Source organism: Pseudomonas sp. SD17-1 (genome assembly GCF_029201585.1).
Classification (GTDB): Bacteria; Pseudomonadota; Gammaproteobacteria; order Pseudomonadales; family Pseudomonadaceae; genus Aquipseudomonas; species Aquipseudomonas palmensis.
In genome coordinates this window covers 858,725-884,598 of the sequence record NZ_CP104044.1, presented here as the reverse complement: position 1 = coordinate 884,598, position 25,874 = coordinate 858,725, and the positions used below count along the sequence as shown (strand labels likewise).

Here is a 25,874-nt window from a genome sequence, read left to right as displayed (position 1 = left end):
TCACCTCAGATCCAGGTACTGAACCACGACAGCAGCAGCGCCATCGCCAGGCACGAAAACCCCAGGATGTAGTAGAACCGGTTCACCCGCAGGTTCATCCCCTCCACCATCACCTCATCACGCGCCAGCCCCGCCAGCGCCTGCGCGCCACGACGCCGCGCCGCTTGCAACAGCAACCCGCCAGGGCAGGTAATCAACAAGGCCAGCACATTGATCAGCTTGGCCGGGTGGGCCGCCAGCAGCCCCCACATCACTTGCAACGACATCGCACAACCTCGATAAAAAACCAGACCTCGACACGCTGCGCATTCTACCCAAGCGCCAGCGGCTCTCTCGTACTTTGCGACCGATGACAATTAAATCCGGCCGTCACACGTTCGTCATCCCGACAAGCCACTCTATTGCCCTTCAACACTCAGGGAGCTTGTCATGCTGCACGCCGAAAACCAGGACCGCCTCTATCTGATCGCCCCCAGCGATGAACAACAGGCCTTGATCGACGGCCTGGCGTTCAACGTCCAGGACCGCCAGTGGCTGGTGTACTGCGCACTTGGCGGGCATGCCCACCATGACCTGCCGGAGGTCGACCAGGGCACCGGCATCAGCCTGCTGGACTTCTACGTCGAAGCCGCCTGAGCAGGTCACGCCCACTAAAAAGCCCGATGCCTGCAACGAGGCATCGGGCTTTTTCGTTTGCCGTCAGCGGGTTTACTCGCCCAGTACCTGACCGACCGTCGGGTCCTTGAACAGGCGGGTCAGGGCGTCGCTGAGCACGTCACCCACCAGCTTGGTGTTGGTTTCCTGGTTGGGCGCCATGCCGAAGCGCTGGTCCAGCGAGGCGCCGTAGCGACCACTGTAGCGGCGGTTGGCATTGGACACGTCGGCACGGAAGGTGGCGCCGATGGTGGCCTCGGTCACGTACAGGCCTTCCTTGGGCGACTGGTACTTCAGCTCGGCCAGGGTCACGGTCAGCTGCGGGGCGTTGTAGGCGTTCGCCGTGGGCGTGAAGCCCAGCAGGCGCACCGCTGCCTCGGCCTGGGCCTGCAGCTTGGGCACGATGTCATTGCCGTTCACGGTGATGGCGCTGGTTTCCGGGTACAGCCCGCCGCGGGTACCCAGGGTTTGCGAAGGACGACCATCGACCACCTTGACCACCACCGGCTGGCCACGACCCACGGGCGCGAGCTGGGCAGTGAGTTTGGGTTGCGGGCTGAGTTGTTGCGGGCTGTGGGCACAACCGACCAGGGTCAGGCTGGTGACAGCGATCAAACCGAACAACAAACGTTGCAACATGCTCATCTCTCCAGGAATAGCAGCAAAGGTCGCCAGTATAACCACCCGGGACCACCCCAGCCATCGGGGCCAGCCACTGTCACAATCGTTTCATCATCGACCGCGTAGACTGCCCACCTGCGCCGGTGAACGCTCTGTTCAGCCGCCTGCCCCCTGCAGGCCAGCCCGCCACGGCGTGGCCGGCGAAGCAAAGCGCAACAAAAGTCGTTAATAAAGATCGTTTCTGCCCGCGACCTCGTTATAATCTCCCCCCGATTATAAGGACGTCTCCTGATCGGGCCTCGCAGCACCGCCAATGCCATTGCATCGGCATCCCCGAATCGCCCACAGAGAGCCGCCCACACAGGTCTTGCCAAGCTGGTGTGCCCGCGTTCCTTCGGCGCTCTGCTCTGCCTGAACCTGCCGGGTTTGCCATCGTGCACACCCTTTTTGAGGTTCACGACTCCAAAAGAGCGTGAAAAAACGGTTTTCACAACTTCACGAGAGTGTGGCGAGCAATGAACAGTCTGGCATGTGTAAAAGCAGCAACTGCGTCCCTGAAAGCCCCAAACAGCTGGCAACAGCACTCATCTGCGATGGGTGACTAAGGCCGGTCCATAGCGCACGATGGACACCTTGACCATAAGTCGAATTGCCGCACGGGCGGTAAAATGCGTTCATAGGCAACGCAAAGCCCGGTTGGTGGTGTCCGCGGAAGTTGAAAAACCTGCGAAGTAGCGGACATGGAAATCCCGGCCAAGCCTGGGAGCCATGCTGTCAATTTGGTGCTGAAGATTTTTGGAGACGCGTTAATGGCGCAGAACGAAGCAGTCGATGTAGTACTGGTAGGGGCCGGCATCATGAGTGCCACCCTGGCCGTACTGCTCAAGGAACTCGACCCGGCGATGAAGCTGGAAGTCGTCGAGTTGATGGATTCGGGTGCCGCGGAAAGTTCCAACCCGTGGAACAACGCCGGGACCGGCCATGCCGGGCTGTGTGAGCTGAACTACACGCCGCAGGCCGCCGACGGCAGCATCGACATCAAGAAAGCGGTGCACATCAATACCCAGTTCGAGGTATCCCGGCAGTTCTGGGCCTACCTGAGCAAAAAGGGCGCCTTCAAGAACCCGCGTGCCTTCATCAACCCGATCCCGCACCTGAGCTACGTCGAAGGTGACAAGGGCGTCGCGTTCCTGAAAAAGCGCTTTGAATCGCTCAAGCCTCACCACGCCTTCGCCGAGATGGAATACACCGAAGACAAGGCGCTGATGAACGAGTGGATGCCGCTGATGATGCCGGGCCGCCCCGCCGACCAGCACATCGCCGCCACCCGCGTGATGAAAGGCACCGACGTCAACTTCGGCGCCCTGACCAACAAGCTGCTCAAGCACCTGGCCGACACCCCCGAGTCGCAGGTCAAGTACAGCAAGAAGGTCACCGGCCTGCGCCGTAACGGCAGCGGCTGGACCGTCACCATCAAGGACGTCAACAGCGGCAGCAGCCGCGACGTCGATGCCCGCTTCGTGTTCCTCGGCGCCGGTGGCGCGGCCCTGCCGCTGCTGCAGCTGTCGGGCATCGAGGAGAGCAAGGGCTTCGGCGGTTTCCCGGTCAGCGGCCAGTGGCTGCGCTGCGACAACCCCGAGGTGGTCAAGCGCCACCAGGCCAAGGTCTACAGCCAGGCCGCCGTGGGTTCGCCGCCGATGTCGGTACCGCACCTGGATACCCGCGTCGTCGACGGCAAGACCTCGCTGCTGTTCGGCCCGTACGCCGGCTTCACCACCAAGTTCCTCAAGCACGGCTCGTTCCTCGACCTGCCGCTGTCGGTGCGCCTGGGCAATATCGGGCCGATGCTGGCCGTGGCCCGCGACAACTTCGACCTGACCAAGTACCTGGTCAGCGAGGTGATGCAGTCGATGGAACAGCGCCTGGAATCGCTGCGTCGCTTCTACCCTGAAGCCAAGGCCGAAGACTGGCGCCTGGAAGTGGCCGGGCAACGGGTGCAGATCATCAAGAAAGACCCGAAAAAAGGCGGCATCCTGCAGTTCGGTACCGAACTGGTGGCGGCCAAGGACGGCTCGCTGGCCGCCCTGCTGGGCGCCTCGCCGGGTGCTTCGGTCACCGTGTCGATCATGCTGGAACTGATCGAACGCTGCTTCCCCGAGCAGGCCAAGGGCGCCTGGGCGGCCAAGCTCAACGAGATCTTCCCGGCACGGGAGAAGGTCCTGGCGACCGACGCTGCGCTGTACCACAAGATCAGCGCGCAGAACGACGAGGCCCTGGGCCTGGTCGAGAACCAGCCGACGCAAAGCTACGCGTAAGCGTGATGCATGAAAAAACGCCCCTCGGGGCGTTTTTTCATGGCTGCGATGTACTCACTTGCGGGCGCTGTCGATGATCTCGATGTACTCGGGCGCATTGCGCTGGTCGCCGATCACCTGGGCGAAGGTGTTGCCGTGCTCGTCCTTGCCGTCCACATCGTATCCGGCCTCGACGAAGAAGCCGACGAAACGTTCGAAGTCATCGATGCGCAGGCCGCGATAGGCCTTGATCAGTTTGTGGTGCGAGGGCGAGCTGGCATCGGCCGGTTCGAACTGGAGAAACGACTTGATGTAGTCGTCGCTGATCTCATCACCAATCACTTGCTTCTTGTCTTTACGCATTGCCGACTCCAACTGAACCATCACGGACATTTTTCACGGGCCGGCAGTTTACCCCCCGGCAGCGCTGTGGCTCAACGCGCGCGTAGGGTGCCGGTGTGCACATCGGCCCAGATATGACCGTTGGCATAGCTGAGGAACTGCACGTACAGGGTGTCGTTGCGCAGCAGGTCGAGAATCACCCGGTACTGGCTGGCGGGATAGTTGAGGGTCAGGGTGCGGCTCTTGGCGTCGAACGCCGGCTTGCGCAGGCTCTTGCCTTCGCCGTCGAAGCTGATCAGCACCTCGCTGATGGTGGCCCCCTTGTTCAGGGGCTTGCCCTTGAGGCGCATCAGCACCGGTGCCGTGACCGGTATCGGTTGCTGGTTGGACTGACGCTGGTTGCCGACCACCACCGAATACTGGGTCACCTGCAGCAGTTGCTGGGCGTCAGGGGTTTCCTGGCGCAGGGTAAGATCGTCGGGCGGCAGGAACTGGCTGTGCAGCGGCGCGGCGGCCAGGGGCAGGCTGGTCAGCAGCAGGAGGGCGAGGATGGCGCGCATGGCAGGCTCCTTGGGGGCGGCCTGGCACTCTAGCATGAGAAATGTACGAAGCTGATGGCCTCTTGTGGGAGCGGGCTTGACCCGCGATGCAGGCACCGCAAATAGCTGATACCGCATCGACCCTTTCGCGGGCCGAGTCAGCTCCCACCCGGTTTTACATGCCCTTCACGGCATAGATACCCGCCGCATTGCGCCAGTAGCCCTTGTAGTCCATGCCGTAGCCGAACACATAGCGGTCAACGCAGCTCAAACCGCAATAGTCGGCCTTCAGGTCAGGGCTGGCCTTGCGGTCGTGGTCCTTGTCCACCAGCACCGCGCTGTACACCGCCTTGGCACCGGCATGCTTGCAGAAGTCGATGATGGCGCTGAGGGTGTGCCCTTCGTCGAGGATGTCGTCGATGATCAGCACTTCGCGATCGATGAACGACACTTCGGGCTTGGCCTTCCAGAACAGGTCACCGCCGCTGGTCTGGTTGCGGTAGCGCGTGGCATGCAGGTAGGACGCCTCCAGCGGGAACTGCAAATGGGTCAGCAGCTTGCCGGAGAAGATCAGGCCACCGTTCATCACGCAGAACACCACCGGGTTGCGGTCGGCCAGGTCGGCGGTGATCTGCGCGCCCACACGGGCAATCGCCGCTTCGACTTCGGCTTCGCTGTGCAGGCAGTCTGCTTCACGCATGACTTGACGGATATGCTCGAGATCAGCGGACATGACGCTCTCCAGGGGGCTGCGGTTGAGAAAAGCGGGCAAAGGTACGCACCCTCACGCATCAGATCAAGCATTTATGGACTAACGTGCACAATGCCTATAGGACACCTGCGGCCGAATAGATTACTCTAGCGCGGTTTTTTTGCCCGCCCCCCGGAGCCTTTCCCTATGCCAACCCGTGAGATCCGCCATCCGCTGATCCGTCACAAGCTCGGCCTGATGCGCCGCGCCGATATCAGCACGAAGAATTTTCGCGAACTCGCCCAGGAAGTCGGCGCGCTCCTGACGTACGAGGCAACCAAGGATCTGCCGCTGGAAAGCTACGACATTCAAGGCTGGTGCGGCACCGTACAGGTCGAGAAGATCGCCGGCAAGAAGATCACCGTGGTGCCGATCCTGCGCGCCGGTATCGGCATGCTCGACGGCGTGCTCAGCCTGATCCCGGGCGCCAAGGTCAGCGCCGTGGGCGTTGCCCGCAACGAGGAAACCCTCGAAGCGCACACCTACCTGGAAAAACTGGTACCCGAGATCGACGAGCGCCTGGCCATGATCATCGACCCGATGCTGGCCACCGGCAGCTCCATGATCGCCACCATCGACCTGCTGAAGAAGGCCGGCTGCAAGGACATCCGCGCCATGGTGCTGGTGGCAGCGCCCGAAGGCATCGCGGCGGTCGAGGGTGCACACCCCGACGTGCACATCTACACCGCCTCGATCGATGAACGCCTGAACGAACACGGCTACATCATTCCCGGCCTGGGCGATGCAGGCGACAAGATCTTCGGCACCAAGCAGAAGGACACCTGAACATGCAGGACGAGTTCAACGACCCGCTCTGGCGCCAGGTCGTCTCCGGCGCGCAGATGCTCTTCGTGGCATTCGGCGCGCTGGTGCTGATGCCGCTGATTACCGGCCTCGACCCCAACGTTGCGCTGTTCACTGCGGGCCTGGGGACTCTGCTGTTCCAGGTGGTCACTGGCCGTCAGGTGCCGGTGTTCCTCGCCTCCAGTTTTGCCTTCATCACCCCCATCATTCTCGCCAAGGGCCAGTTCGGCCTGGCCGAGACCATGGGCGGGGTAATGGCGGCCGGGTTCGTCTACACCTTCCTGGGCCTGGCCGTGAAGATCAAGGGCACCGGCTTCATCGACCGCCTGCTGCCGCCGGTGGTGATCGGCCCGGTGATCATCTCGATCGGCCTGGCGATGGCGCCGATTGCCGCCAACATGGCCATGGGCAAGGCCGGCGACGGCGCCGAACTGCTGCCCTACAGCACCGCGATGATGATCTCGATGCCGGCGCTGCTCACCACCCTCATCGTGGCGGTGTTCGGCAAGGGCATCTTCCGCCTGGTGCCGATCATTGCCGGGGTGCTGGTGGGCTTTGGCCTGTCGTTCTACTTCGGTGTGGTCGACACCGCCAAGATCGCCGCCGCCCCCTGGCTGGCCCTGCCGCACTTCACCGCGCCGGCCTTCAACTGGCAGGCGATCCTGTTCATCGTACCGGTGGCCCTGGCCCCGGCGATCGAGCATATCGGCGGCGTGATTGCAGTGGGCAGCGTGACCGGTCGCGACTACCTGAAAAAGCCTGGCCTGCACCGCACCCTGCTGGGTGACGGCATCGCCACCACCACCGCCGGCCTGTTCGGCGGCCCGCCCAACACCACCTACGCCGAAGTGACCGGCGCGGTGATGCTGACCAAGAACTACAACCCCAAGATCATGACCTGGGCGGCCGTGTTCGCCATCAGCCTGGCCTTCGTCGGCAAGTTCGGCGCGTTGCTGCAGAGCATTCCGGTGCCGGTGATGGGCGGCATCCTGTGCCTGCTGTTCGGCTCGATCGCGGCAGTGGGCATGAACACCATGATCCGCCACAAGATCGACCTGAGCGAAGCGCGCAACCTGGTGATCGTCTCGGTGACCCTGGTGTTCGGGATTGGCGGTGTGCTGGTCGGCACCGGTACCGGCCCGGACGACTGGGGCCTGAAGGGTATCGCGCTGTGCGCCGTGGTGGCCATTGCGCTCAACCTGCTGCTGCCGGGCAATGACGGCTGGAAGAACAAGGTGCTGGACGACCATTTGCCTTGATCTGAAACGCTTCGCCGGCAAGGCCGGCTCCTACAGGGGTTCGCGCAAACCTGTAGGAGCCGGCCTTGCCGGCGAACGCTGCACTACCTAACCCGCCTGCTCACACAACTGCGTAAGCGCCTCCACCCACTGCGGGTGATCATTCAGGCACGGCACCAGCACCAGCTCTTGCCCGCCCGCCTCGACAAACTGCTCGCGCCCGCGATCGCCGATTTCTTCCAGCGTCTCGATGCAGTCGGCCACGAACGCCGGGCACATCACCAGCAGCTTCTTGACGCCTGCCTTGCCCAGCTCGTCCAGGCGCGCCTCGGTGTAGGGTTCGATCCACTTGGCCCGGCCCAGCCGCGACTGGAACGACACCGACCATTGGCCCTCGGCCAGGCCCATCTTCTGCGCGAACAACTGTGCCGAACGCAGGCACTGCGCGCGATAACACACCGCCAGCACCTCGGGCGAAGCGTTGCGACAGCAGTCGGCATTCTGGAAACAATGCGAACCGGTAGGGTCGAGTTTCTTCAGGTGCCGCTCGGGCAAACCGTGAAAGCTCAGCAGCAGGTGATCGAAGCCCTGCTCCAGGTACGGCCTGGCACTGGCCACCAGCGCGTCGATGTACAGCGGCTGGTCATAGAACGGACGCAGCACCGGCATCTGCAATGCCAGCTTGTGCTCGGCCACCACGGCCTTGGCCTGCTCGATCACGGTGGTCACGGTGCTGTCGGCAAACTGCGGGTACAACGGCGCCAGGGTCACCTTGGTGACGCCCTGGCCGGCCAGACGCTGCAACACCGTGGACAGCGAAGGCTCGCCATAGCGCATGGCGATTTCCACAGGCCCGTGGGCCCAGTGCGCGCCCATGGCCTGCTGCAGGCGCCGGGTCAGCACCACCAGCGGCGAGCCTTCCTCCCACCAGATGGAAGCATAGGCGTGGGCCGACTGCTCCGGACGCTTGATCAGGATCAGCGAGACCAGCAGGCGACGCACCGGCCACGGCAGGTCGATCACATACGGGTCCATCAGAAACTGGTTGAGGTAACGACGCACGTCGGCGACGGAAGTGGAAGCCGGTGAACCCAGGTTGACCAGCAGCAGAGCATGATCGGTCATGCAACATCCTTTTCAGAGGCGCGCGGACAAGTCATCCAGCGCCGATTGCACATCGTTGTAACGGAACGTGAAGCCTGCCGCCAGCAAGCGCACCGGGCGCGCCCGCTGGCCACCCAGCAGCAATACCGACAGTTCGCCGAGCCCGGCGCGCAGTACCAGCGCCGGCAACGGCATGAACGCCGGGCGGTGCAGCGCGCGCCCCAGGCGTCGGGCAAATTCACGGTTGCGCACCGGCTCCGGCGCGCAGGCATTATAAGGACCGCTGGCATCCTCGCGCTGCAACAGAAAATCAATCAGGGCGATTTGGTCGTCCAGATGGACCCACGGCATCCACTGGCGACCACTGCCAATCGGCCCGCCCAGCCCGAGCTTGAACGGCAGGCGCAGGCGCGACAAAAAGCCGCCCTCGGCCGCCAGCACCAGCCCGGTACGCACCAGCACCACCCGCATGCCCAGGGCCTCGGCGCGCAGCGCGGTTTCTTCCCAGGCAATGCACAGCTGGCTGGCAAAGTCCTCCTTGACCGGCTGCGACAGCTCGGTCAGCTCGCGCTCACCACCATCGCCATACCACCCCACCGCCGACCCCGAGATCAGCACCGCAGGGCGCTGCTGCCGGCCTTGCAGCCAGGCGATCAACTGCTCGGTGAGGGTGATGCGGCTAGCCCATAGCAGCGCGCGTCGGTGCGACGTCCAGGGGCGATCGGCAATCGGCGCACCGGCCAGGTTGACCACGGCGTCCACCGGCTCCTCGCCCAGTTCGTCGAGCCGGGCAATGCCGCGCACCCCTGCCCCGCACACCTGAGCGACCTGCGCCGGACGCCGGCTCCACACCGTCAGGCGGTAACCCCTGTCCAGCCAGAAGCGGCAAAGGTGTCTGCCGATCAGGCCCGTACCACCGGTCAGCAATATATGCATGGCTGTGTCCTCACATGGCGCGCGCTGGTCTATTTTTAAGTTCAAGGCACTTTTTTGACCGAACGCTCTCGGATAAACATAGGCCAACCTGCAACGTCGAGCGGAATCATCTTATACAAGCTGGAGATATTGTACAGGCTTGTCGGGCAGCGTAGGCTGTTTCCAAAAGGTTCGAAGAGGCCATCATGACTGTTCCTATCGCAATCATCGGTGCCGGCATCGCCGGCCTGTCCGCCGCCCAGGCCCTGCAGAAGGCCGGGCACACCGTGCACCTGTTCGACAAGGGCCACGGCAGTGGCGGACGCATGGCCAGCAAACGCAGCGAAGCCGGCGCCCTGGACCTGGGCGCGCAGTACTTCACGGCCCGCGACCGACGTTTCGTCGAACAGGTCCAGGCCTGGCAGGCCAAGGGCTGGGCGGCCGAATGGAAGCCGCAACTGTACAACTACCGCGAAGGTCAGCTGACCCCCTCGCCGGACGAGCAGATCCGCTGGGTGGGTGTACCGCGCATGAGCGCCATCACCCGCGGCCTGCTCAAGGATGTCACCGTCAACTTCAATTGCCGCATTGCCGAGGTGTTCCGCGGCAAACAGTACTGGCACCTGCAGGACACCGAGGGCGGCAGCCACGGGCCGTTCAGTCGCGTCATCATTGCGGTGCCGGCGCCCCAGGCCACGCAGTTGCTCAGCGCCACCACCAAGCTGGCCGGCATGGCCGCCAGCGTGCAGATGGAGCCCACCTGGGCCATTGCGCTGGGCTTCGATACTCCCCTGGACACCCCCATGCAGGGCTGCTTCGTGCAGGGCTGCGACCTCGACTGGCTGGCGCGCAACCGCAGCAAGCCCGGGCGTGACGAAAAACTCGACACCTGGGTTCTGCACGCCACGGCCAGCTGGAGCAAGCAACACATCGACCTGTCGCGCGAGGCCGTGATCGAGCACCTGCTGGGCAACTTCGCCGAACTGGTGGGCTGCGCCGTGCCGGCCCCCACCTTCACCCTGGCCCATCGCTGGTTGTATGCCCGCCCGAGCAGCAGCCATGAATGGGGCGCGCTGGCCGATGCCGACCTGGGCCTGTACGCCTGCGGCGACTGGTGCATGTCGGGGCGCGTCGAGGGCGCATGGCTCAGCGGCCAGGAAGCAGCGCGGCGCCTGCTCGAACACCTGGAATGACCCCTGCACCGGCTGAAGCTGTACAGAATATTTGACTTGTACAACGCGTTATCTATGATGAGCGAAGCTGTACATAATTTTGTTTCTGTACAAATTTCAGTCGAGAGCGACCATGGCGGCCACCAGACCAAAGATTGCCATCAGTGCATGCCTGACCGGCGAAGAGGTCCGCTACAACGGCGGGCACAAGGCCTCACGCCTGTGCAATGAAGTGCTGGCCGAGCACTTCGACTTCATCGGCATCTGCCCCGAGGTTGCCATCGGCCTGGGCACACCTCGCCAGGCCATCCGCCTGACCGGTGACCCGGCCAACCCCAGGGCCGTGGGCAGCCGCGATGCCAGCCTGGACGTCAGCCAGGCACTGGATGCCTACGGCGCAGAAATGGCCGGGCAACTGACCGACATCTGCGGCTACATCTTCATGCAGAAATCGCCTTCCTGCGGCCTGGAACGGGTCAAGGTGTACCAGGCCAACGGCTACCCGGCCACCGAAGGCGGTCGCGGCCTGTATGCCGCACGGTTCTGTGCCCAGCGCCCCGACCTGCCGGTCGAAGAGGATGGCCGGCTGTGCGATCCGGTACTGCGGGAAAACTTCATCACCCGCGTGTATGCCTACGCCGACTGGCAGCAATTGCTGGCAGGCGGGCTCAGTCGTCATGCCCTCATCGCCTTCCACTCGCGCTACAAGTACCAGTTGATGGCGCACAACCCCCAGCAGTACAAGGTGCTCGGCAAGTTGCTGGGCAGCATGCAGCGCCAGGACGACCCCACCCAGATCGGCCCACGGTATTTCAGCCAGCTGATGAGCGCCCTGAGCCGCTGCGCCAGTCGCGGCACCCACGGCAACGTGCTGATGCACCTGAGCGGCTACCTGCGCCGGTTTCTCGACCCCCGCGACAAACAGGAAATCCGCGCCCTGATCGAGCAGTACCAGGCCGGCATCGTCCCGCTGGTGGTGCCGCTGACCCTGCTCAAGCACCACCTGCGCCGCCACCCCGACCCCTACCTCATGCAGCAGGTCTATCTGCAACCGCACCCGGAAAACCTGAGCCTGCGCAATGCCATCTGAAGACGACCTGCTGCCCATTCGTGAAGTCACCCGCCTGACCGGGGTCAACCCCGTGACCCTGCGCGCGTGGGAGCGTCGCTACGGGCTGATCGTGCCGCAGCGCACCGGCAAGGGTCACCGGCTCTACAGCGCCGCACACGTGCAGCGCATCCAGCAGATTCTGCAATGGCTCAACCGCGGAATCGCGGTGGGCCAGGTCAAGCCGCTGCTCGACACCTCCCCAGCAGTGCAACCCGCACCCGGCAACGACGACTGGCACACCCTGCGCCTGCAACTGGTCGACTGCATCGCGCAACTGGCCGAACGCCGACTCGACCAGCTGTTCAACCAGGCCATGGCCCTCTACCCCGCCGCCACCCTGTGCGAGCAACTGTTGCTGCCGTTGCTGCAAGAACTCGACACCCGCTGGCACGGGCACTTTGCAGCCCGCATGGAGCAGGTGTTCTTCCATACCTGGCTGCGCAGCAAACTTGGCGTGCGGGTGTATCACAACAACCGTCAGCTGAACGCCGCGCCCGCCCTGCTGGTCAACGCCTCGGCCCTGCCATTCGACCCGCAGCTGTGGCTGTGCGCCTGGCTGCTCAGTGATGCCGGCTGCGCGGTCGAGGTATTCGACTGGCCGCTGCCACCTCGAGAGCTGGCGTTTGCCGTGCAGCAGCTCAAACCCTGTGCGTTGGTGATGTGCCTGAACGCGGCGCTCGATCCGCGTGAACTGCAGCGCAGCCTCAATGCGATCGATCTGCCGACCCTGCTGCTGGGCAGCATGGCCGCGCTCTACAAGGAGCATGCCGAGGCGGCGGGCCTGCAGGCAGGCAACGTGCATCTGCCGTCCTCTGTGGTGGCGCTGCCCGCCCTGTTGCTGGGCCTGCTGGCCACCTGACGTCTCCCCCACATTCACAGGATTTCGTATGCAACTTATCTGGCTGCGCAACGACTTGCGCGTTCACGACAACACTGCGCTGGCCGCTGCCTGCTCGCGCGGCCCCACCCTGGCGGTGTGGCTGGTAAGCCCCGGGCAGTGGCTCGCCCACGACGACGCCCCGTGCAAGGTGGACTTCTGGCTGCGCAACCTGCACAGCCTGCGCCAGTCACTGGACGCCCTGAACATTCCCCTGCTGATTGTGCATGCCGACCAGTGGGCCGATGCGCCTCGGGTGCTGCTCGCGCTGTGCAGGCAACATGCGGTCAGTGCCGTGCACCTGAACGAGGAATACGGGGTACACGAACAACGTCGCGATCAGGCCGTGCAGCAGGCATTGCGCCAGGCCGACATCCAGGTGCACAGCTACCTGGACCAGTTGCTGTTCAAGCCCGGCAGCATCCTGACCCGCAGCGGCGGTTACTTCCAGGTGTTCAGCCAGTTTCGCAAGGTGTGCTACGAACGCCTTCACCTGGGGCTTCCCTCACGGGTAGCGGCGCCGGCAGCCCAGGCCCGGCTGGCCATTGCCAGCGACACCGTCCCCACCCAGGTGGCCGGCTTCGAGACACCGCCCGACGCGTTGCGCACGCTGTGGCCGGCAGGCGAGGATGAAGCCGCGCGCCGCCTGGCGCGCTTTGTCGACGAGGCCATCGAGGATTATCCGGTACAGCGCGACCTTCCTGCCGTGCCTGGCACCAGCCAGCTGTCGGCCTACCTCGCCGCCGGGGTGATCTCCCCCCGCCAGTGCCTGCATGCCGCCCTGGCCTGCAACTTCGGCGAATTCGACAGCGGGAATGCCGGCGCCATCACCTGGATCAACGAACTGCTGTGGCGCGAGTTCTACAAGCACATTCTGGTGGGCTACCCGCAGGTTTCCCGCCACCGTGCCTTCAGGTCACATACCGAAGCCCTGCCCTGGCGCAACGCGCCACAGGACCTGCTGGCCTGGCAACAGGGCTGCACCGGCATCCCTATCGTGGATGCGGCCATGCGCCAGTTGCTCGCCACAGGCTGGATGCACAATCGCCTGCGCATGGTCACGGCCATGTTTCTGACCAAGAACCTGCTGATCGACTGGCGTGAAGGCGAACGCTTCTTCATGCGCCACCTGATCGACGGCGACCTGGCCGCCAACAACGGCGGCTGGCAGTGGAGCGCCTCGACCGGTACCGACGCCGTGCCCTACTTTCGGATCTTCAATCCGGTGAGCCAGTCGCAACGCTTCGACCCTGCAGGGCGATTTCTGAAGCACTGGCTGCCTGAACGCGGCAACCTAGACCACAAGGCCGTCCATTTACCCAATGTCCAGAACGATTTGTTTGCAATAGATGTCTATCCTCATGCAATTGTAGACTTAAGTTCTAGTCGCCAACGCGCACTGGATGCGTTCAAACACTTACCTAAACGCAACGATTGAGGAAAGGATCTTGAGCAGTGATCGACCTCGGCGCATCTGGATTACCGGTGCCAGCAACGGACTTGGGCATGCCTTGGCAGAGGCGCTGCTTGAACAGGGCTGCAAGGTGGCGCTCAGTGTTCGCAATCGCGACGATGCACACCCCCTTGAGACCGACTATCCCGGTAGGGTCCTTGTGCTTGCCGGCGACCTGCACCAGTTGCCGCAGGCCAGGCGCGCCTGCGCCACCCTGACCGAGCAATGGCAGGCCATCGACGGCCTGATCGTCAACGCCGGCACCTGCGACTACCTGCCGTTGCCGATTACCCAGACACTGCTGCAGGACGTGGTGCGAAGCAACCTGGCCGCCGCCTCGCACTGCCTCGAAGGCGCGCTCCCCCTTCTGGACAAGGGGCGCGCCCCGCAGGTGGTGGGGATTCTCAGTGCGTACTCTGCCCTGCAGCTGGGCGAGCCCGGCCAGCCGCGGCGCCCTGCCAACAGCATCGCGTCACTGTTCGAAGACGCCCGCCCCCTGCTGGTCGCACACGGCATCGACCTGACCATCGTGGCCCCTCAGACACCTGCACAGGCCATGAACACAGCCACTGCCATCCCGGATGAGTGGGACGCCAGTTCGGCTGCCAGCGCCATCCTGCAACGCCTGGGCGAACGCCCGCAGCAGTTGACCCTGCAGGCGCTGGCGGTCAATGAGCTGTGGCCGCTGCCAAAATGAAAAAAGGCCCTGACGCAAGTCAGGGCCTTTTTCGTGGTGCAGGGTACCGGCCGACCGTCAGAGCGGCATGCGGTAGTGCAGCGAATAGCTTTCCACGCCATCGTTGGGGCTTTGCAGGCCCGCGTTCGAATAGTGGATGGCGCGCACGCCTACCTCGTGTCCGCCCGCGAAGCGCAAGCCGAACCCGATGCGGTCTTCGAACTGGAACGACGAGCCGAGCTTGTTGGTTTCAAGCTTGGTGCTGGAGAAGGCCGCAACACCGATACCCGCCTCGATGTAGGGTTTGACCGACTCACCGGCGAACTCGTAGACGAACACGGGCGCGAACGAGAGGCTGTGGTTGCTGGAAGTCTTGTCGCCGTCCCAGTAGGTGTAGGCACCATCCCAGTAGCCGGTCACGCGGCCGACGCTGGTCTGCCACCAGCTGGCGTCCCAGTTGGACTGCAGCCCAAGGCGATAGACCATGGTCGAGTCACCGGTCTGCCCTACGGAAAACGAGGCGTCAGCGGCGTTTGCGGTGAAAGAGTGCCCCAGGGTAACGGCTGCAATCGCAGCCAAGCAAAGCAGTTTCTTCATGAGAAACGTCCCTTTTCCTAAATGCTGTTGTGGTTTTGTGTCTCATCAGACGATTGAATAGAAATCGGCAGTAGTACGATAGTTCAGGAAAAAAATGCATTTTTCACAGTTTTTTTACAAGTCGAAGCTTCGCACACTGTCAGATTTATTCCACAACATCGGCAGAATCTTTACTAAATGTGCCGGACTGCCGCTGGTCCAGAACTGTGCAGGCTGCGCCGGGCCGTGGGCCAGCAGGTCCCGTTCACCCAGCAAACGCTGGAGTTGCCGGGCCACGGCAGCGCCGGTATCGATGATGGCCACGGCCGGCGGCACCATGTGCGCCAGCAGCGGTTTCAGGAAGGGGTAATGGGTGCAGCCCAGGATCAGGGTGTCGCAGCCGGCGGCCAGCAGCGGCTCGACATAGCCCTGCAGCAACTGGCGCAGCGCGGGGCTGTCCAGGTCGCCCGCCTCGATCAGTTCCACCAGCCCCGGGCACGGCTGGGTAACTACACGAACGTCGCTGGCAAAGCGATCCAGCAACGCGGCGAACTTGGCGCTCTGCAGGGTGCCGGTGGTTGCCAGCACCCCTACCACGCCACTGCGGGTGGCCGCTGCCGCCGGCTTTACCGCCGGCTCCATGCCCACCAGCGGCCAGTGCGGGTAGCGCTCGCGCAGATCGGCCACCGCCGCCACGGTGGCGGTGTTGCAGGCCAGCACCATGGCCTTGGCGCCCTGCTGCTGAAAGAATTCGGCTACCAGGCGGCAGCGCTGGCGGATGAACTCGGGCGACTTCTCGCCATAGGGAATATGCCCGCAGTCCGCCACATACAGCAGCGACTCGTCGGGCAGCAGGCGGCTGATTTCCGCCAGCACCGACAGCCCGCCCACGCCGGAATCGAACACCCCGACCGGCGCTTCACGCATGGCCGGCGCCACACACGCTGCAGGCCGGGTCGCGCTTGACCCGCAGCTCGCGAAACCGCGTTCCCAGGGCATCGACGAGCAGCAGGCGACCCACCAGCGGCTCGCCAAACCCGGCCAGCAGCTTCAAGGCCTCCAGCGCCTGCAGGCTGCCCACCAGGCCTACCAGCGGGCCGAGCACACCGGCTTCGCTGCAGGTCAGCTCGGCTTCGCTGCCATGCCCGTACAGGCAGTGGTAGCAGGGGCTGAGCGGGTTGCGCGGGTCGAACACCGACAGCTGGCCTTCCAGGCGAATGGCCGCACCGCTGACCAGCGGCTTGCCGGCCGCGACGCAGGCTGCGTTCACCGCCTCGCGGGTGGCAAAGTTGTCACAGCAGTCCAGTACCAGGTCGACCGCCCCCACCGCCTGGGCCAGGGAATCTTCATCCAGGGCCTGGCGATGGGCAACCAGGGCGACCTGCGGGTTGATCGCCTGCAGCCGGGCCATGGCCGAATCGACCTTGCTCAGGCCCACGGCGGCCGTGTCGTGCATCACCTGGCGTTGCAGGTTGGTCAGGTCGACCGTGTCGAAGTCGGCCAGGTGCAGCTCGCCGACACCGGCCGCCGCCAGGTACAGCGCCACCGGCGAACCCAGACCGCCCAGGCCGACGATCAGTGCCCGGCTGCCCTTGAGACGCAACTGCCCGTCGATATCCACCTGGGCCAACAGGATCTGCCGGCTGTAGCGCAACAGCTCCTCGTCGTTCAGCATGCCAGGCGCCCGAGGCTGATGCGCTCATGGCCGCCAAGGTCGGTGCGGCTCTGGATCTGCTCGAACCCGTGTCGCGCCAGCAGTTCGCGCACCGCTGCAGCCTGGTCATAGCCATGTTCCAGCAGCAGCCAGCCGCCGGGCAGCAGGTGCTGCGGGGCCTGTGTGATGATCTGGCGCAGGTCGTCGAGCCCGTCGCTGCCGGCCACCAGCGCACTGCTGGGCTCGAAGCGCACGTCGCCAGCCGCCAGGTGCGGGTCCTGCTCGGCGATGTAGGGCGGATTGCTGACGATCAGCGCAAAGCGCTGCCCTGGCAGGGCGTCGAACCAGTGGCTGGCAAGCACCTTGGCGTTGTCCAGCTGCAAACGCTGGCGGTTGCGCTCGGCCAGGGCCACGGCTTCTGGCACCCGGTCGACGGCCGTCACCTGCCAGCCGCCGCGCTCGCTGGCCAGGGCCAGGGCGATGGCGCCGCTGCCGGTGCCCAGGTCGAGCACCTGCAATGGCGTTGCCGGCAGCAGCTCAAGGGCGACCTCCACCAGCAGCTCGGTGTCCGGCCGCGGGATCAGCGTGTGCGGGGCCACTTCCAGGTCAAGCTTCCAGAAGCCCTGCTGGCCGAGGATATAGGCCACCGGCTCGCCTTGGCTGCGCCGCTGCAGGTAGGTGGCGAAGGTCGCGGCCGCTTCGCTGCTGACGATGCGCTCGGGCCAGGTGTGCAGGTAGCTGCGCGATTTGCCGATGGCCGCAGCCAGCAGCAGCTCGATATCCAGGCGCGCGGTGGGCGAGTCGGGTAGCTGCGCCCCGCGCAGCAGGCTGGCAATGATGGTCATTTACTCACCCAGTGCGGCCAGTTGATCGGCCTGGTATTCGGACAGCAGCGGCTCGATGATCGCATCGACGCCGCCCGCCAGTACTTCATCCAGCGAATACAGGGTCAGGTTGATGCGGTGATCGGTCACCCGGCCCTGTGGATAGTTGTAGGTACGGATACGCTCGGAGCGGTCACCCGAGCCCACCAGCAGCTTGCGCTCGCTGGCGATCGCGTTCTGCGCGGCACTGGTCTGCATGTCGTTGAGCCTGGCCGACAGCCAGGACATCGCACGGGCGCGGTTCTTGTGCTGCGAGCGCTCTTCCTGGCATTCGACCACGATGCCGGTGGGCAAGTGGGTGATGCGGATGGCCGAGTCGGTCTTGTTCACGTGCTGGCCGCCCGCGCCGGAGGAGCGGTAGGTGTCCACCCGCAGGTCGGCCGGGTTGATCTCGATGGCCACCTGCTCGTCGGGCTCGGGCAGCACCGCCACGGTGCACGCGGAGGTGTGGATGCGGCCCTGGGACTCGGTTTCCGGCACCCGCTGCACGCGGTGTGCGCCAGACTCGAACTTGAGCTTGCCGTACACGCTGTCGCCCTCGACGCGGGCGATGATTTCCTTGTAGCCGCCGTGCTCGCCCTCGTTCTCGGAGAGGATTTCCAGGCGCCAGCCGCGACGCTCGGCATAACGCGAGTACATGCGGAACAGGTCGCCGGAGAAGATCGCCGCCTCGTCGCCACCCGTGCCGGCACGGATCTCGAGGAACACGTTGCGCCCGTCGTTGGGGTCCTTGGGCAGCAGCATGCGTTGCAGTTGCCCTTCGATAGCGGCCAGTTGCTCCTTGGCCTCGCGCACTTCCTCGACCGCCATTTCGCGCAGGTCCGGGTCGCTGTCCTTGAGCAAGGCCTGGGCGCCCTCCAGGTCAGCCTGCACCTTGCGCCACTGCGCGTAGGTCTGTGCCACGGGCTCGACCTCGGCATATTCGCGCGAGTAGGCACGGAAGCGCGTCTGGTCCGAAATCACTTCGGCATCACCCAGCAGGGCGGTCAATTCCTCGAAACGGTCCTGGAGCGTGTCCAGTTTATTCAGCAGCGACGCTTTCATTGCGGGGTTTTATCCGTGGAGCCCTCGTTGAGGGCAAAGAGTTCCTGGGCCATGGCCAGCGCATCGAGGCGGCCTTCGGCAGACAGCTTTTTCAGTTGCACGCTCGGCGCGTGCAGCAATTTGTTGGTCAGGCCGCGGGCCAGCTGCGCCAGCACCTCTTCGGCGTTGCTGCCGTTGGCCAGCAGGCGCTGGGCCTTTTGCAGCTCTTCGTCGCGCAGGCGCTCGCTCTGCTGGCGGTAGGCCTTGAGCACATCCACCGCAGCCAGCTCGCGCAGGCGCAGCATGAAGTCCTCGGCGCCCACGGTGACCAGCTCTTCGGCGGCCTGGGCGGCGCCCTGGCGGCTCTTGAGGTTTTCGGCCACCACATCATGCAGGTCGTCGACGGTGTACAGGTACACGTCGTCCAGCTCGCCCACCTGCGCCTCGATGTCGCGGGGCACGGCGATGTCGACCATGAAGATCGGCTTGTGCCGGCGCTGCTTGAGCGCACTCTCGACCGCGCCCTTGCCCAGGATCGGCAACTGGCTGGCAGTGGAACTGATCACGATATCGCTGTTGACCAGCTCCTGCGGGATGTCCGACAGCAGCACCGCATGGGCACCGAACTGCTCGGCCAGGGTGCTGGCGCGCTCCAGCGTGCGGTTGGCCACCACGATGCGGCGCACGCCCTGCTCGTGCAGGTGTCGCGCCACCAGCGTGATGGTTTCGCCGGCACCGATCAGCAGGGCCTGGCTGCGGCCCAGGTCGCTGAAGATCTGCTTGGCCAGGCTCACGGCGGCAAATGCCACCGACACCGGGTTTTCACCGATGGCGGTATCGGTACGCACCTGCTTGGCGGCGCTGAAGGTCGCCTGGAACAGGCGCCCCAGCAGCGGGCCGATGGTGCCGGCCTCGCGCGCCACGGCATAGGCCGATTTCATCTGGCCGAGGATCTGCGGCTCGCCCAGCACCAGCGAGTCGAGCCCGGAGGCCACCCGCATCATGTGCCGCACGGCGCCATCATCTTCATGGATATAGGCACAGGCGCGCAGTTCATCCAGGCTCAGCTTGTGATAATCGGCCAGCCAGCGCAGTACGCTGTCCGCCGCCAGGTGATCCTGTTCGATGTACAGTTCGCTGCGATTGCAGGTCGAAAGGATCGCAGCTTCGCGGCTGGCGGTCAGTCGACACAGCTGCTGCAAGGCTTCGACCAGCTGCTCGGGCGTAAACGCCACGCGCTCGCGTACGTCTACCGAGGCAGTCTTATGGTTGATACCGAGGGCAAGAAAGGCCATTCAAGGTCGCTGATTGTGACGAGAAGCCGATAATTGTCCTACTTCGCCGGATAGAGAACAACCACCGCTCGTTATTGTCTCTTATAGTCTGTATCCAAAAGCCCCATCGACGATGGGTTTGCCATGATCCTTGTGTCATGATGATCCGACCGCAGGTAAGCCGCCCAAATCCTCCCTATGAATAGATCTTCCGCGTTATTCCTCGCCTTTGCCTTGCTCCAGGGTTGCCAGACGCTGACCCCGGGCGCCCGGGACGCCACGGCGCCTGCCGACGATGCGGCCACGGTCGCCGAGGCCAAGAAGCCCACGGTGTACGGCTCGTTCACCCAGGACACGGTGTACAGCCTGTTGACCGCCGAGCTCGCCGGGCAGCGCAACCGCTTCGATATCGCCCTGGACAACTACGTCACCCAGGCGATCAAGACCCAGGACGCGGGCATTTCCGAGCGGGCATTTCGCATTGCCGAGTACCTGGGCGCCGATCAGGCCGCCCTCGATACCGCACTGATATGGGCCAGGAACGACCCCGAGAACCTCGACGCACAACGCGCCGCCGCCATCCAGCTGGCGCGCAGCGGACGCTATGACGATTCGATGGTGTTCATGGAGAAGGTGCTGCAGGGTCAGGGCGACACGCATTTCGACTTTCTCGCGCTGTCGGCGGCCGAAACCGACCAGGACACCCGCGACGGCCTGCAGAAAAGTTTCGACCGCCTGCTGGTAAAGTACCCCGACAACAGCCAGCTGGTGTTCGGCAAGGCCCTGCTGCTGCAGCAGGACGGCAAGTCCGAGGCCGCCCTGGCGCTGCTCGAAGCCCACCCGCCGGCCGACGGTGAAATTGCCCCGATCCTGTTGCGTGCGCGCCTGCTGCAATCGCTCGACCGTGGCCCCGAAGCCCTGCCGCTGCTGCGCAAGGCCATCGCCCGCAACCCCGACGACAAGCGCCTGCGCCTGACTTACGCACGCACCCTGGTGGAGCAGGACCGCATCGACGACGCCAAGGTCGAGTTCGCCAACCTGCTGCAGCAATACCCCGAAGACGACGAACTGCGCTATTCGCTGGCGCTGGTGAGCATCGAGGCCAAGGCGCTCGACGAAGCCACCAGCTACCTGCAGGAACTGATCGAGCGCGACAGCCACGTGGATGCGGCGCACCTGAACCTGGGGCGCATCTTCGAAGAGCGCAACGATTCCGAAGCGGCCCTGACCGAGTACGCCCTGGTCGGCCCTGGCAACGACTACCTGCCCGCGCAACTGCGCCAGGCCGACATCCTGATTGCCAACGGGCGCACCGACGAGGCCAGCCGGCGCCTTGCCGAAGCCCGCGAGGCGCAGCCGGACTACGCGATCCAGCTGTACCTGATCGAGGCCGAAACCCTTGGCAACAATGACAAGGACGCCCAGGCCATGCAGGTGTTGCAGGCAGCGATCCGGCAGTACCCGGACGACCTGAGCCTGCTGTACAGCCGTGCCATGCTCGCCGAGAAGCGCGACGACCTGGCCCAGATGGAAAGGGACCTGCGCAGCATCCTGCAACGCGAACCGGAAAACGCCATGGCGCTCAATGCGCTGGGCTACACCCTGGCCGACCGTACCACCCGCTATGCCGAAGCCAAGGGCCTGATCGAGAAAGCCCTGCAGATCAACCCCGAAGACCCGGCCGTGCTCGACAGCCTGGGCTGGGTCAACTACCGCATGGGCAACCTGGACGAGGCCGAGCGCCTGCTGCGCCAGGCCCTGGAGCGCTTCCCCGACCACGAGGTCGCGGCGCACCTGGGCGAAGTGCTGTGGGCCAACGGCAAGCGTCGTGAAGCCCGCCAGGTTTGGGCCAAGGCCTTCGAAGGCCAGCCCGACAGCCCTATTCTGCGCAAGACCGTCTTGCGCCTGACCGGATCCGAGACTCTATAAGCTTATGTTACTGCGCCATTTCATCACCTTCAGCCTGATCGCCGTGCTTGCCGGCTGCTCCAGCTTCGGCTCCCGCGAGGCCGTGCAGGGCCAGGGCAACGCGCAACTGTGGCGTGAACACAAACAGCAGTTGAGCACCCTCGACGGCTGGCAGATCAACGGCAAGGTGGGCATCCGCGCACCGAAAGACTCCGGCAGTGGCACCCTCTTCTGGCTGCAACGCCAGGACTACTACGACATTCGCCTGTCCGGCCCGCTGGGTCGCGGCGCCGCACGGCTTACCGGCCGTCCGGGCCAGGTGGTGCTGGAAGTGGCCAACCAGGGCCGTTTCGAGGCACAAAGCCCGGAAAGCCTGCTGGCCGAGCAACTGGGCTGGGAACTGCCGGTATCGCACCTGGTGTGGTGGGTACGCGGCCTGCCCGCCCCCGACAGCAAGAGCCAGCTGACCCTGGACGGCGACAGCCGCCTGGCCAGCCTCAAGCAGGACGGCTGGAGCGTCGAGTACCTGAGCTACACCGAACAGAACGGCTACTGGCTGCCCGAGCGCCTCAAGCTGCACGGCCAGGACCTCGACGTGACCGTGGTGGTCAAGGAATGGCAACCGCGCCAGCTGGGGCATTGATGATGAGCCGATTGACCCTGCCGGCCCCGGCCAAGCTCAACCTGATGCTGCACATTCTCGGCCGCCGCGACGACGGCTACCACGAGCTGCAGACGCTGTTCCAGTTTCTGGACCATGCCGACGAACTGAGTTTCGACCTGCGCGACGACGGCCAGGTCATCCTGCACAGCGACCTCAAGGATGTGCCCCACGAGAGCAACCTGATCGTGCGCGCGGCGCGCAAGCTGCAGCAACTGACCGGCTGCCCCCTGGGCGTGGACATCTACCTGAAGAAGGTACTGCCCATGGGCGGCGGCATCGGCGGTGGCAGTTCGGATGCCGCCACCACCCTGCTCGGTCTCAACCACCTGTGGCAGCTTGGCTGCAGCGAAGACCAGCTGGCCGAGCTGGGCCTGACACTGGGCGCCGACGTGCCGGTTTTCGTGCGCGGGCACGCGGCGTTTGCCGAAGGCGTGGGCGAGAAGCTCACCCCCGTCGACCCCGAGGAACCCTGGTACGTCGTGCTGGTACCGCAAGTATTTGTAAGTACAGCAGAAATTTTTTCGCATCCGTTGTTGACACGTAATTCACCGCCCATTAAGATGCGCCCCGTTCCCAAGGGAAACAGTCGTAATGACTGCCAACCGGTAGTAGAGCAGAGTTACCCGGAAGTACGTAACTCACTGAATTTACTAGGTAAATTCACGGATGCTAGGCTAACCGGAACTGGAAGTTGTGTGTTTGGGGCCTTCCCAAGCAAAGCTGAAGCTGATAAAGTTTTGGCCCTTCTTACAGAGACCCAAACAGGGTTTGTGGCTAAAGGAAGCAACATCTCAATGTTGCATCGCACGCTGCAAGGTCTGCTCTAGGAATCGAGTATCAGGTACTCGCAGCAACAGATACAGGGGCGTCGCCAAGCGGTAAGGCAGCAGGTTTTGATCCTGCCATGCGTTGGTTCGAATCCAGCCGCCCCTGCCATTTTCCTATACTCATCCAGGTATACCCTCAGCCTTCAGGTACTGCGCGTGTCCAAGATGATGGTCTTTACGGGGAACGCTAACCCCGATCTGGCTCGGCGTGTCGTACGTCAGCTGCATATCCCTCTCGGTGACGTCTCTGTCGGTAAGTTCTCCGACGGCGAAATCAGCACTGAGATCAATGAAAATGTTCGTGGTAAAGACGTTTTCATTATTCAGCCGACTTGCGCGCCAACCAACGATAACCTGATGGAACTGGTAGTGATGGCCGATGCCTTCCGCCGCTCCTCAGCGTCTCGAATCACTGCCGTGATTCCTTACTTCGGATATGCCCGCCAGGATCGCCGTCCGCGTTCGGCGCGTGTAGCTATCAGCGCCAAAGTGGTTGCCGACATGCTCACCGTCGTCGGGATCGACCGTGTTCTCACCGTCGACCTGCACGCTGACCAGATCCAGGGTTTCTTCGATATTCCGGTAGATAACATCTACGGCTCCCCCGTTCTGGTGGATGACATCGAAGACCAGCGTTTCGAGAACCTCATGATCGTGTCCCCGGACATCGGCGGCGTCGTGCGTGCACGTGCTGTTGCCAAGTCCCTGGGCGTCGATCTGGGTATCATCGACAAACGCCGCGAGAAGGCCAATCACTCCGAAGTGATGCACATCATCGGCGACGTCGAAGGACGTACGTGTATTCTCGTCGACGACATGGTCGACACCGCCGGCACCCTGTGCCACGCGGCCAAGGCCCTGAAAGAACACGGCGCGGCAAAGGTTTACGCCTACTGCACGCACCCTGTCCTGTCGGGTCGCGCGATCGAGAATATCGAAAACTCCGTGCTGGACGCACTGGTGGTGACCAACACCATCCCGCTGTCCGCTGCAGCACAAGCCTGTGACCGTATCCGTCAACTGGATATCGCACCGGTCGTGGCCGAAGCGGTTCGCCGCATCAGCAACGAAGAATCGATCAGCGCGATGTTCCGCTGAGGGCCTGGCCCTCGCGAGATCACGTTGACGTAAAGCGCCCCGCCCCAGCACTGGTTGTTGGGGCGGGGCTTTTTTGCCCTCCCCGGTTTGGCGCTGGTCGCAAACGCCGCCGGGGTCTGGCTATTTTGGAGAAACAACATGACTGATTTCACTCTGAACGCCCAAGCGCGTACCGACCTGGGGAAAGGTGCGAGCCGCCGCCTGCGTCGTCTCGCCGCCCAAATCCCTGCCGTTGTCTACGGTGGTGACAAAGAAGCGCAATCCCTGACCATCGTGGCCAAGGAAATCGCCAAGCTGTTCGAAAACGAAGCTGCCTTCAGCCACGTGATCGAACTGAACGTTGACGGCACCAAGCAGAACGTCATCGTCAAGGCCCTGCAGCGTCACCCAGCCAAGCAGTTCATCATGCACGCCGACTTCGTGCGCGTTGTTGCTGGCCAGAAACTGACCGCTATCGTTCCTGTGCACTTCGTCAACGAAGAAGCACCGGTCAAGAAAGGCGGCGAAATCTCCCACGTAGTTTCGGAGATCGAAGTTTCCTGCGAAGCCAAAGACCTGCCTGAGTTCATCGAAGTCGACCTGGCCAAGGCCGAAATCGGCACCATCATCCACCTGTCGGACCTCAAAGCTCCGAAAGGCGTAGAGTTCGTCGCTCTGGCCCACGGTGATGACAAGGCTGTTGCAAACGTTCACGCTCCGCGTGTTGCGCCTGAAGCAGAAGGCGCTGCCGAGTAATCCACTCGACACGCCGGCGTTGACCGGGTTGCAGCCCCGCGCTGCAACCCACAACTCCAAGGAAGAGCCCCTGACGTGACCGCCATCCAACTGATCGTCGGCCTGGGAAACCCCGGCCCCGAATACGAACAGACCCGGCATAACGCAGGGGCTCTTTTCGTGGAACGCATTGCCAGCGCCCAGCGCGTCAACCTGACCGCTGACCGCAAGTATTTCGGCCTGACGGCTAAATTCAGCCATCAGGGCCAGGACGTTCGTCTGCTGATCCCCACCACCTACATGAACCGTAGCGGCCAGGCCGTTGCTGCACTGGCGAACTTCTTCCGCATCCCGCCAGATGCCATCCTGGTGGCCCACGACGAACTCGACCTGCCCCCCGGCGTCGCCAAGCTCAAGAAAGGCGGCGGCCATGGCGGGCACAACGGCCTGCGCGACATCATCGCGCAGCTGGGCAACAACAAAGACTTTCACCGTCTGCGGCTTGGCATCGGCCACCCGGGTGACAGCACCAAGGTGTCCGGTTTTGTCCTTGGCAAGGCGCCCCGCGCCGAGCAGGAAAAACTCGATGCCAGTATCGATTTTGCCCTCGGCGTGCTGCCGGACATCCTCGCCGGCGATTGGACGCGTGCGATGAGAGAGCTGCACAGCCAAAAGGCCTGACTCCACGAAGAGGGATTCAC

The 25,874-nt window shown here is 63.8% G+C and carries 28 protein-coding genes and 1 tRNA gene; 16 read left to right on the top strand and 13 right to left on the bottom strand.

Annotated features, from left to right (window positions below; genetic code table 11):
* Positions 1-5 precede the first annotated feature (5 nt).
* Positions 6-266, bottom strand: a complete 261-nt coding sequence (locus N0B28_RS03975; RefSeq protein WP_054916233.1) for a hypothetical protein — start codon at positions 264-266, stop codon at positions 6-8.
* A gap of 163 nt (positions 267-429) precedes the next feature.
* Here N0B28_RS03975 and N0B28_RS03970 point away from each other — a divergent pair, with 163 nt between their 5' ends.
* A complete protein-coding gene (locus tag N0B28_RS03970; RefSeq protein ID WP_043864349.1) occupies positions 430-636 on the top strand; it encodes a hypothetical protein in 207 nt (68 codons plus the stop codon).
* Positions 637-708: 72 nt separating this feature from the next.
* Here N0B28_RS03970 and N0B28_RS03965 read toward each other — a convergent pair whose 3' ends face one another.
* Positions 709-1,293, bottom strand: a complete 585-nt coding sequence (locus N0B28_RS03965) for a YajG family lipoprotein (protein WP_043864348.1) — start codon at positions 1,291-1,293, stop codon at positions 709-711.
* Positions 1,294-2,084: 791 nt separating this feature from the next.
* Between N0B28_RS03965 and mqo the strand changes: the two genes are divergently transcribed.
* Positions 2,085-3,590, top strand: a complete 1,506-nt coding sequence (gene mqo, locus N0B28_RS03960; RefSeq protein ID WP_043864347.1) for a malate dehydrogenase (quinone) — start codon at positions 2,085-2,087, stop codon at positions 3,588-3,590.
* Between the two features lie 54 nt (positions 3,591-3,644).
* Here mqo and N0B28_RS03955 read toward each other — a convergent pair whose 3' ends face one another.
* The 3 genes from N0B28_RS03955 to N0B28_RS03945 all read right to left on the bottom strand — a co-directional run bounded on the left by N0B28_RS03955 (position 3,645) and on the right by N0B28_RS03945 (position 5,183).
* Positions 3,645-3,932, bottom strand: coding sequence for a PA4642 family protein (locus N0B28_RS03955; protein ID WP_054916234.1), 288 nt, complete (start codon positions 3,930-3,932; stop codon positions 3,645-3,647).
* Between the two features lie 71 nt (positions 3,933-4,003).
* Positions 4,004-4,471, bottom strand: coding sequence for a hypothetical protein (locus tag N0B28_RS03950; RefSeq protein ID WP_043864345.1), 468 nt, complete (start codon positions 4,469-4,471; stop codon positions 4,004-4,006).
* Between the two features lie 154 nt (positions 4,472-4,625).
* Positions 4,626-5,183 (bottom strand): hypoxanthine-guanine phosphoribosyltransferase, encoded by a 558-nt coding sequence (locus N0B28_RS03945; RefSeq protein WP_043864344.1) that lies wholly within the window; start codon positions 5,181-5,183, stop codon positions 4,626-4,628.
* Between the two features lie 165 nt (positions 5,184-5,348).
* Here N0B28_RS03945 and upp point away from each other — a divergent pair, with 165 nt between their 5' ends.
* On the top strand, positions 5,349-5,987 hold the full coding sequence (gene upp, locus N0B28_RS03940; protein WP_054916236.1) for a uracil phosphoribosyltransferase: 639 nt from the start codon (positions 5,349-5,351) through the stop codon (positions 5,985-5,987).
* 2 nt (positions 5,988-5,989) lie between these two features.
* Positions 5,990-7,264, top strand: a complete 1,275-nt coding sequence (locus N0B28_RS03935; RefSeq protein WP_043864342.1) for a uracil-xanthine permease family protein — start codon at positions 5,990-5,992, stop codon at positions 7,262-7,264.
* 87 nt (positions 7,265-7,351) lie between these two features.
* On the opposite strand, the gene hemH is transcribed toward N0B28_RS03935, so the two are convergent.
* Positions 7,352-8,368 (bottom strand): ferrochelatase, encoded by a 1,017-nt coding sequence (hemH, locus tag N0B28_RS03930; RefSeq protein WP_043864341.1) that lies wholly within the window; start codon positions 8,366-8,368, stop codon positions 7,352-7,354.
* Between the two features lie 12 nt (positions 8,369-8,380).
* A complete protein-coding gene (locus tag N0B28_RS03925) occupies positions 8,381-9,283 on the bottom strand; it encodes a TIGR01777 family oxidoreductase (protein ID WP_058540648.1) in 903 nt (300 codons plus the stop codon).
* A gap of 185 nt (positions 9,284-9,468) precedes the next feature.
* On the opposite strand from N0B28_RS03925, the gene N0B28_RS03920 reads away from it, so the two are divergent.
* From N0B28_RS03920 to N0B28_RS03900, 5 genes are all read left to right on the top strand, one after another.
* On the top strand, positions 9,469-10,455 hold the full coding sequence (locus N0B28_RS03920; protein ID WP_043864339.1) for an NAD(P)/FAD-dependent oxidoreductase: 987 nt from the start codon (positions 9,469-9,471) through the stop codon (positions 10,453-10,455).
* Between the two features lie 112 nt (positions 10,456-10,567).
* A complete protein-coding gene (locus N0B28_RS03915) occupies positions 10,568-11,524 on the top strand; it encodes a DUF523 and DUF1722 domain-containing protein (protein ID WP_054916238.1) in 957 nt (318 codons plus the stop codon).
* Positions 11,514-12,404 (top strand): MerR family transcriptional regulator, encoded by an 891-nt coding sequence (locus N0B28_RS03910; RefSeq protein WP_043864337.1) that lies wholly within the window; start codon positions 11,514-11,516, stop codon positions 12,402-12,404. The genes N0B28_RS03915 and N0B28_RS03910 overlap by 11 nt, the downstream gene beginning before the upstream one ends.
* A 28-nt stretch (positions 12,405-12,432) precedes the next feature.
* Complete coding sequence (gene phrB, locus N0B28_RS03905; RefSeq protein WP_275730440.1) at positions 12,433-13,860, top strand: deoxyribodipyrimidine photo-lyase; 1,428 nt, start codon at positions 12,433-12,435, stop codon at positions 13,858-13,860.
* 10 nt (positions 13,861-13,870) lie between these two features.
* Positions 13,871-14,572 carry an SDR family NAD(P)-dependent oxidoreductase gene (locus tag N0B28_RS03900; protein WP_275730437.1) on the top strand — a complete coding sequence of 234 codons (702 nt, stop codon included), beginning with the start codon at positions 13,871-13,873 and terminating at the stop codon, positions 14,570-14,572.
* Between the two features lie 57 nt (positions 14,573-14,629).
* On the opposite strand, the gene N0B28_RS03895 is transcribed toward N0B28_RS03900, so the two are convergent.
* The 6 genes from N0B28_RS03895 to hemA form a co-directional block, all read right to left on the bottom strand.
* Entirely contained in the window at positions 14,630-15,148 is a 519-nt protein-coding gene (locus N0B28_RS03895; protein WP_043864335.1) for an acyloxyacyl hydrolase, read from the bottom strand.
* Positions 15,149-15,262: 114 nt separating this feature from the next.
* Positions 15,263-16,054, bottom strand: coding sequence for a glutamate racemase (gene murI, locus N0B28_RS03890; protein WP_043864474.1), 792 nt, complete (start codon positions 16,052-16,054; stop codon positions 15,263-15,265).
* Positions 16,047-16,802, bottom strand: coding sequence for a molybdopterin-synthase adenylyltransferase MoeB (locus N0B28_RS03885; RefSeq protein WP_078481516.1), 756 nt, complete (start codon positions 16,800-16,802; stop codon positions 16,047-16,049). Before N0B28_RS03885 ends, murI begins: the two co-directional genes overlap by 8 nt.
* Positions 16,796-17,626 carry a peptide chain release factor N(5)-glutamine methyltransferase gene (gene prmC, locus N0B28_RS03880; protein ID WP_275730432.1) on the bottom strand — a complete coding sequence of 277 codons (831 nt, stop codon included), beginning with the start codon at positions 17,624-17,626 and terminating at the stop codon, positions 16,796-16,798. The genes N0B28_RS03885 and prmC overlap by 7 nt, the downstream gene beginning before the upstream one ends.
* Positions 17,627-18,709, bottom strand: a complete 1,083-nt coding sequence (gene prfA, locus N0B28_RS03875) for a peptide chain release factor 1 (protein WP_054916244.1) — start codon at positions 18,707-18,709, stop codon at positions 17,627-17,629.
* Positions 18,706-19,983, bottom strand: coding sequence for a glutamyl-tRNA reductase (hemA, locus tag N0B28_RS03870; protein ID WP_043864331.1), 1,278 nt, complete (start codon positions 19,981-19,983; stop codon positions 18,706-18,708). Before hemA ends, prfA begins: the two co-directional genes overlap by 4 nt.
* Positions 19,984-20,160: 177 nt before the next feature.
* Here hemA and N0B28_RS03865 point away from each other — a divergent pair, with 177 nt between their 5' ends.
* From N0B28_RS03865 to pth, 7 genes are all read left to right on the top strand, one after another.
* Complete coding sequence (locus N0B28_RS03865; protein ID WP_054916245.1) at positions 20,161-21,891, top strand: tetratricopeptide repeat protein; 1,731 nt, start codon at positions 20,161-20,163, stop codon at positions 21,889-21,891.
* A gap of 4 nt (positions 21,892-21,895) precedes the next feature.
* The gene (gene lolB, locus N0B28_RS03860; protein WP_043864329.1) at positions 21,896-22,513 is read left to right on the top strand and encodes a lipoprotein insertase outer membrane protein LolB; all 618 of its coding nucleotides are present in this window, start codon (positions 21,896-21,898) and stop codon (positions 22,511-22,513) included.
* Complete coding sequence (ispE, locus tag N0B28_RS03855) at positions 22,513-23,361, top strand: 4-(cytidine 5'-diphospho)-2-C-methyl-D-erythritol kinase (protein ID WP_043864328.1); 849 nt, start codon at positions 22,513-22,515, stop codon at positions 23,359-23,361. Before lolB ends, ispE begins: the two co-directional genes overlap by 1 nt.
* 34 nt (positions 23,362-23,395) lie before the next feature.
* A tRNA-Gln gene (locus N0B28_RS03850) sits at positions 23,396-23,470 on the top strand.
* A gap of 47 nt (positions 23,471-23,517) precedes the next feature.
* On the top strand, positions 23,518-24,459 hold the full coding sequence (locus N0B28_RS03845; RefSeq protein WP_010225730.1) for a ribose-phosphate pyrophosphokinase: 942 nt from the start codon (positions 23,518-23,520) through the stop codon (positions 24,457-24,459).
* A gap of 138 nt (positions 24,460-24,597) precedes the next feature.
* The gene (locus N0B28_RS03840) at positions 24,598-25,194 is read left to right on the top strand and encodes a 50S ribosomal protein L25/general stress protein Ctc (protein WP_043864327.1); all 597 of its coding nucleotides are present in this window, start codon (positions 24,598-24,600) and stop codon (positions 25,192-25,194) included.
* A 75-nt stretch (positions 25,195-25,269) separates the two neighbouring features.
* Positions 25,270-25,854 carry an aminoacyl-tRNA hydrolase gene (gene pth / locus N0B28_RS03835; RefSeq protein ID WP_043864326.1) on the top strand — a complete coding sequence of 195 codons (585 nt, stop codon included), beginning with the start codon at positions 25,270-25,272 and terminating at the stop codon, positions 25,852-25,854.
* Positions 25,855-25,874 lie beyond the last annotated feature (20 nt).

Bases quoted from the DNA above. Each gene is read 5' to 3' on its own strand.
- N0B28_RS03955 (WP_054916234.1), bottom strand. From the start codon at position 3,932: ATGCGTAAAGACAAGAAGCAAGTGATTGGTGATGAGATCAGCGACGAC.
- N0B28_RS03895 (WP_043864335.1), bottom strand. From the start codon at position 15,148: ATGAAGAAACTGCTTTGCTTGGCTGCGATTGCAGCCGTTACCCTGGGG.
- N0B28_RS03865 (WP_054916245.1), top strand. From the start codon at position 20,161: ATGAATAGATCTTCCGCGTTATTCCTCGCCTTTGCCTTGCTCCAGGGT.
- N0B28_RS03925 (WP_058540648.1), bottom strand. From the start codon at position 9,283: ATGCATATATTGCTGACCGGTGGTACGGGCCTGATCGGCAGACACCTT.
- prfA (WP_054916244.1), bottom strand. From the start codon at position 18,709: ATGAAAGCGTCGCTGCTGAATAAACTGGACACGCTCCAGGACCGTTTC.
- N0B28_RS03920 (WP_043864339.1), top strand. From the start codon at position 9,469: ATGACTGTTCCTATCGCAATCATCGGTGCCGGCATCGCCGGCCTGTCC.
- upp (WP_054916236.1), top strand. From the start codon at position 5,349: ATGCCAACCCGTGAGATCCGCCATCCGCTGATCCGTCACAAGCTCGGC.
- N0B28_RS03885 (WP_078481516.1), bottom strand. From the start codon at position 16,802: ATGCTGAACGACGAGGAGCTGTTGCGCTACAGCCGGCAGATCCTGTTG.
- murI (WP_043864474.1), bottom strand. From the start codon at position 16,054: ATGCGTGAAGCGCCGGTCGGGGTGTTCGATTCCGGCGTGGGCGGGCTG.
- N0B28_RS03915 (WP_054916238.1), top strand. From the start codon at position 10,568: ATGGCGGCCACCAGACCAAAGATTGCCATCAGTGCATGCCTGACCGGC.
- hemH (WP_043864341.1), bottom strand. From the start codon at position 8,368: ATGACCGATCATGCTCTGCTGCTGGTCAACCTGGGTTCACCGGCTTCC.
- lolB (WP_043864329.1), top strand. From the start codon at position 21,896: ATGTTACTGCGCCATTTCATCACCTTCAGCCTGATCGCCGTGCTTGCC.
- N0B28_RS03970 (WP_043864349.1), top strand. From the start codon at position 430: ATGCTGCACGCCGAAAACCAGGACCGCCTCTATCTGATCGCCCCCAGC.
- mqo (WP_043864347.1), top strand. From the start codon at position 2,085: ATGGCGCAGAACGAAGCAGTCGATGTAGTACTGGTAGGGGCCGGCATC.
- N0B28_RS03910 (WP_043864337.1), top strand. From the start codon at position 11,514: ATGCCATCTGAAGACGACCTGCTGCCCATTCGTGAAGTCACCCGCCTG.
- phrB (WP_275730440.1), top strand. From the start codon at position 12,433: ATGCAACTTATCTGGCTGCGCAACGACTTGCGCGTTCACGACAACACT.
- N0B28_RS03950 (WP_043864345.1), bottom strand. From the start codon at position 4,471: ATGCGCGCCATCCTCGCCCTCCTGCTGCTGACCAGCCTGCCCCTGGCC.
- N0B28_RS03840 (WP_043864327.1), top strand. From the start codon at position 24,598: ATGACTGATTTCACTCTGAACGCCCAAGCGCGTACCGACCTGGGGAAA.
- prmC (WP_275730432.1), bottom strand. From the start codon at position 17,626: ATGACCATCATTGCCAGCCTGCTGCGCGGGGCGCAGCTACCCGACTCG.
- N0B28_RS03935 (WP_043864342.1), top strand. From the start codon at position 5,990: ATGCAGGACGAGTTCAACGACCCGCTCTGGCGCCAGGTCGTCTCCGGC.
- N0B28_RS03965 (WP_043864348.1), bottom strand. From the start codon at position 1,293: ATGTTGCAACGTTTGTTGTTCGGTTTGATCGCTGTCACCAGCCTGACC.
- ispE (WP_043864328.1), top strand. From the start codon at position 22,513: ATGATGAGCCGATTGACCCTGCCGGCCCCGGCCAAGCTCAACCTGATG.
- N0B28_RS03975 (WP_054916233.1), bottom strand. From the start codon at position 266: ATGTCGTTGCAAGTGATGTGGGGGCTGCTGGCGGCCCACCCGGCCAAG.
- N0B28_RS03945 (WP_043864344.1), bottom strand. From the start codon at position 5,183: ATGTCCGCTGATCTCGAGCATATCCGTCAAGTCATGCGTGAAGCAGAC.
- hemA (WP_043864331.1), bottom strand. From the start codon at position 19,983: ATGGCCTTTCTTGCCCTCGGTATCAACCATAAGACTGCCTCGGTAGAC.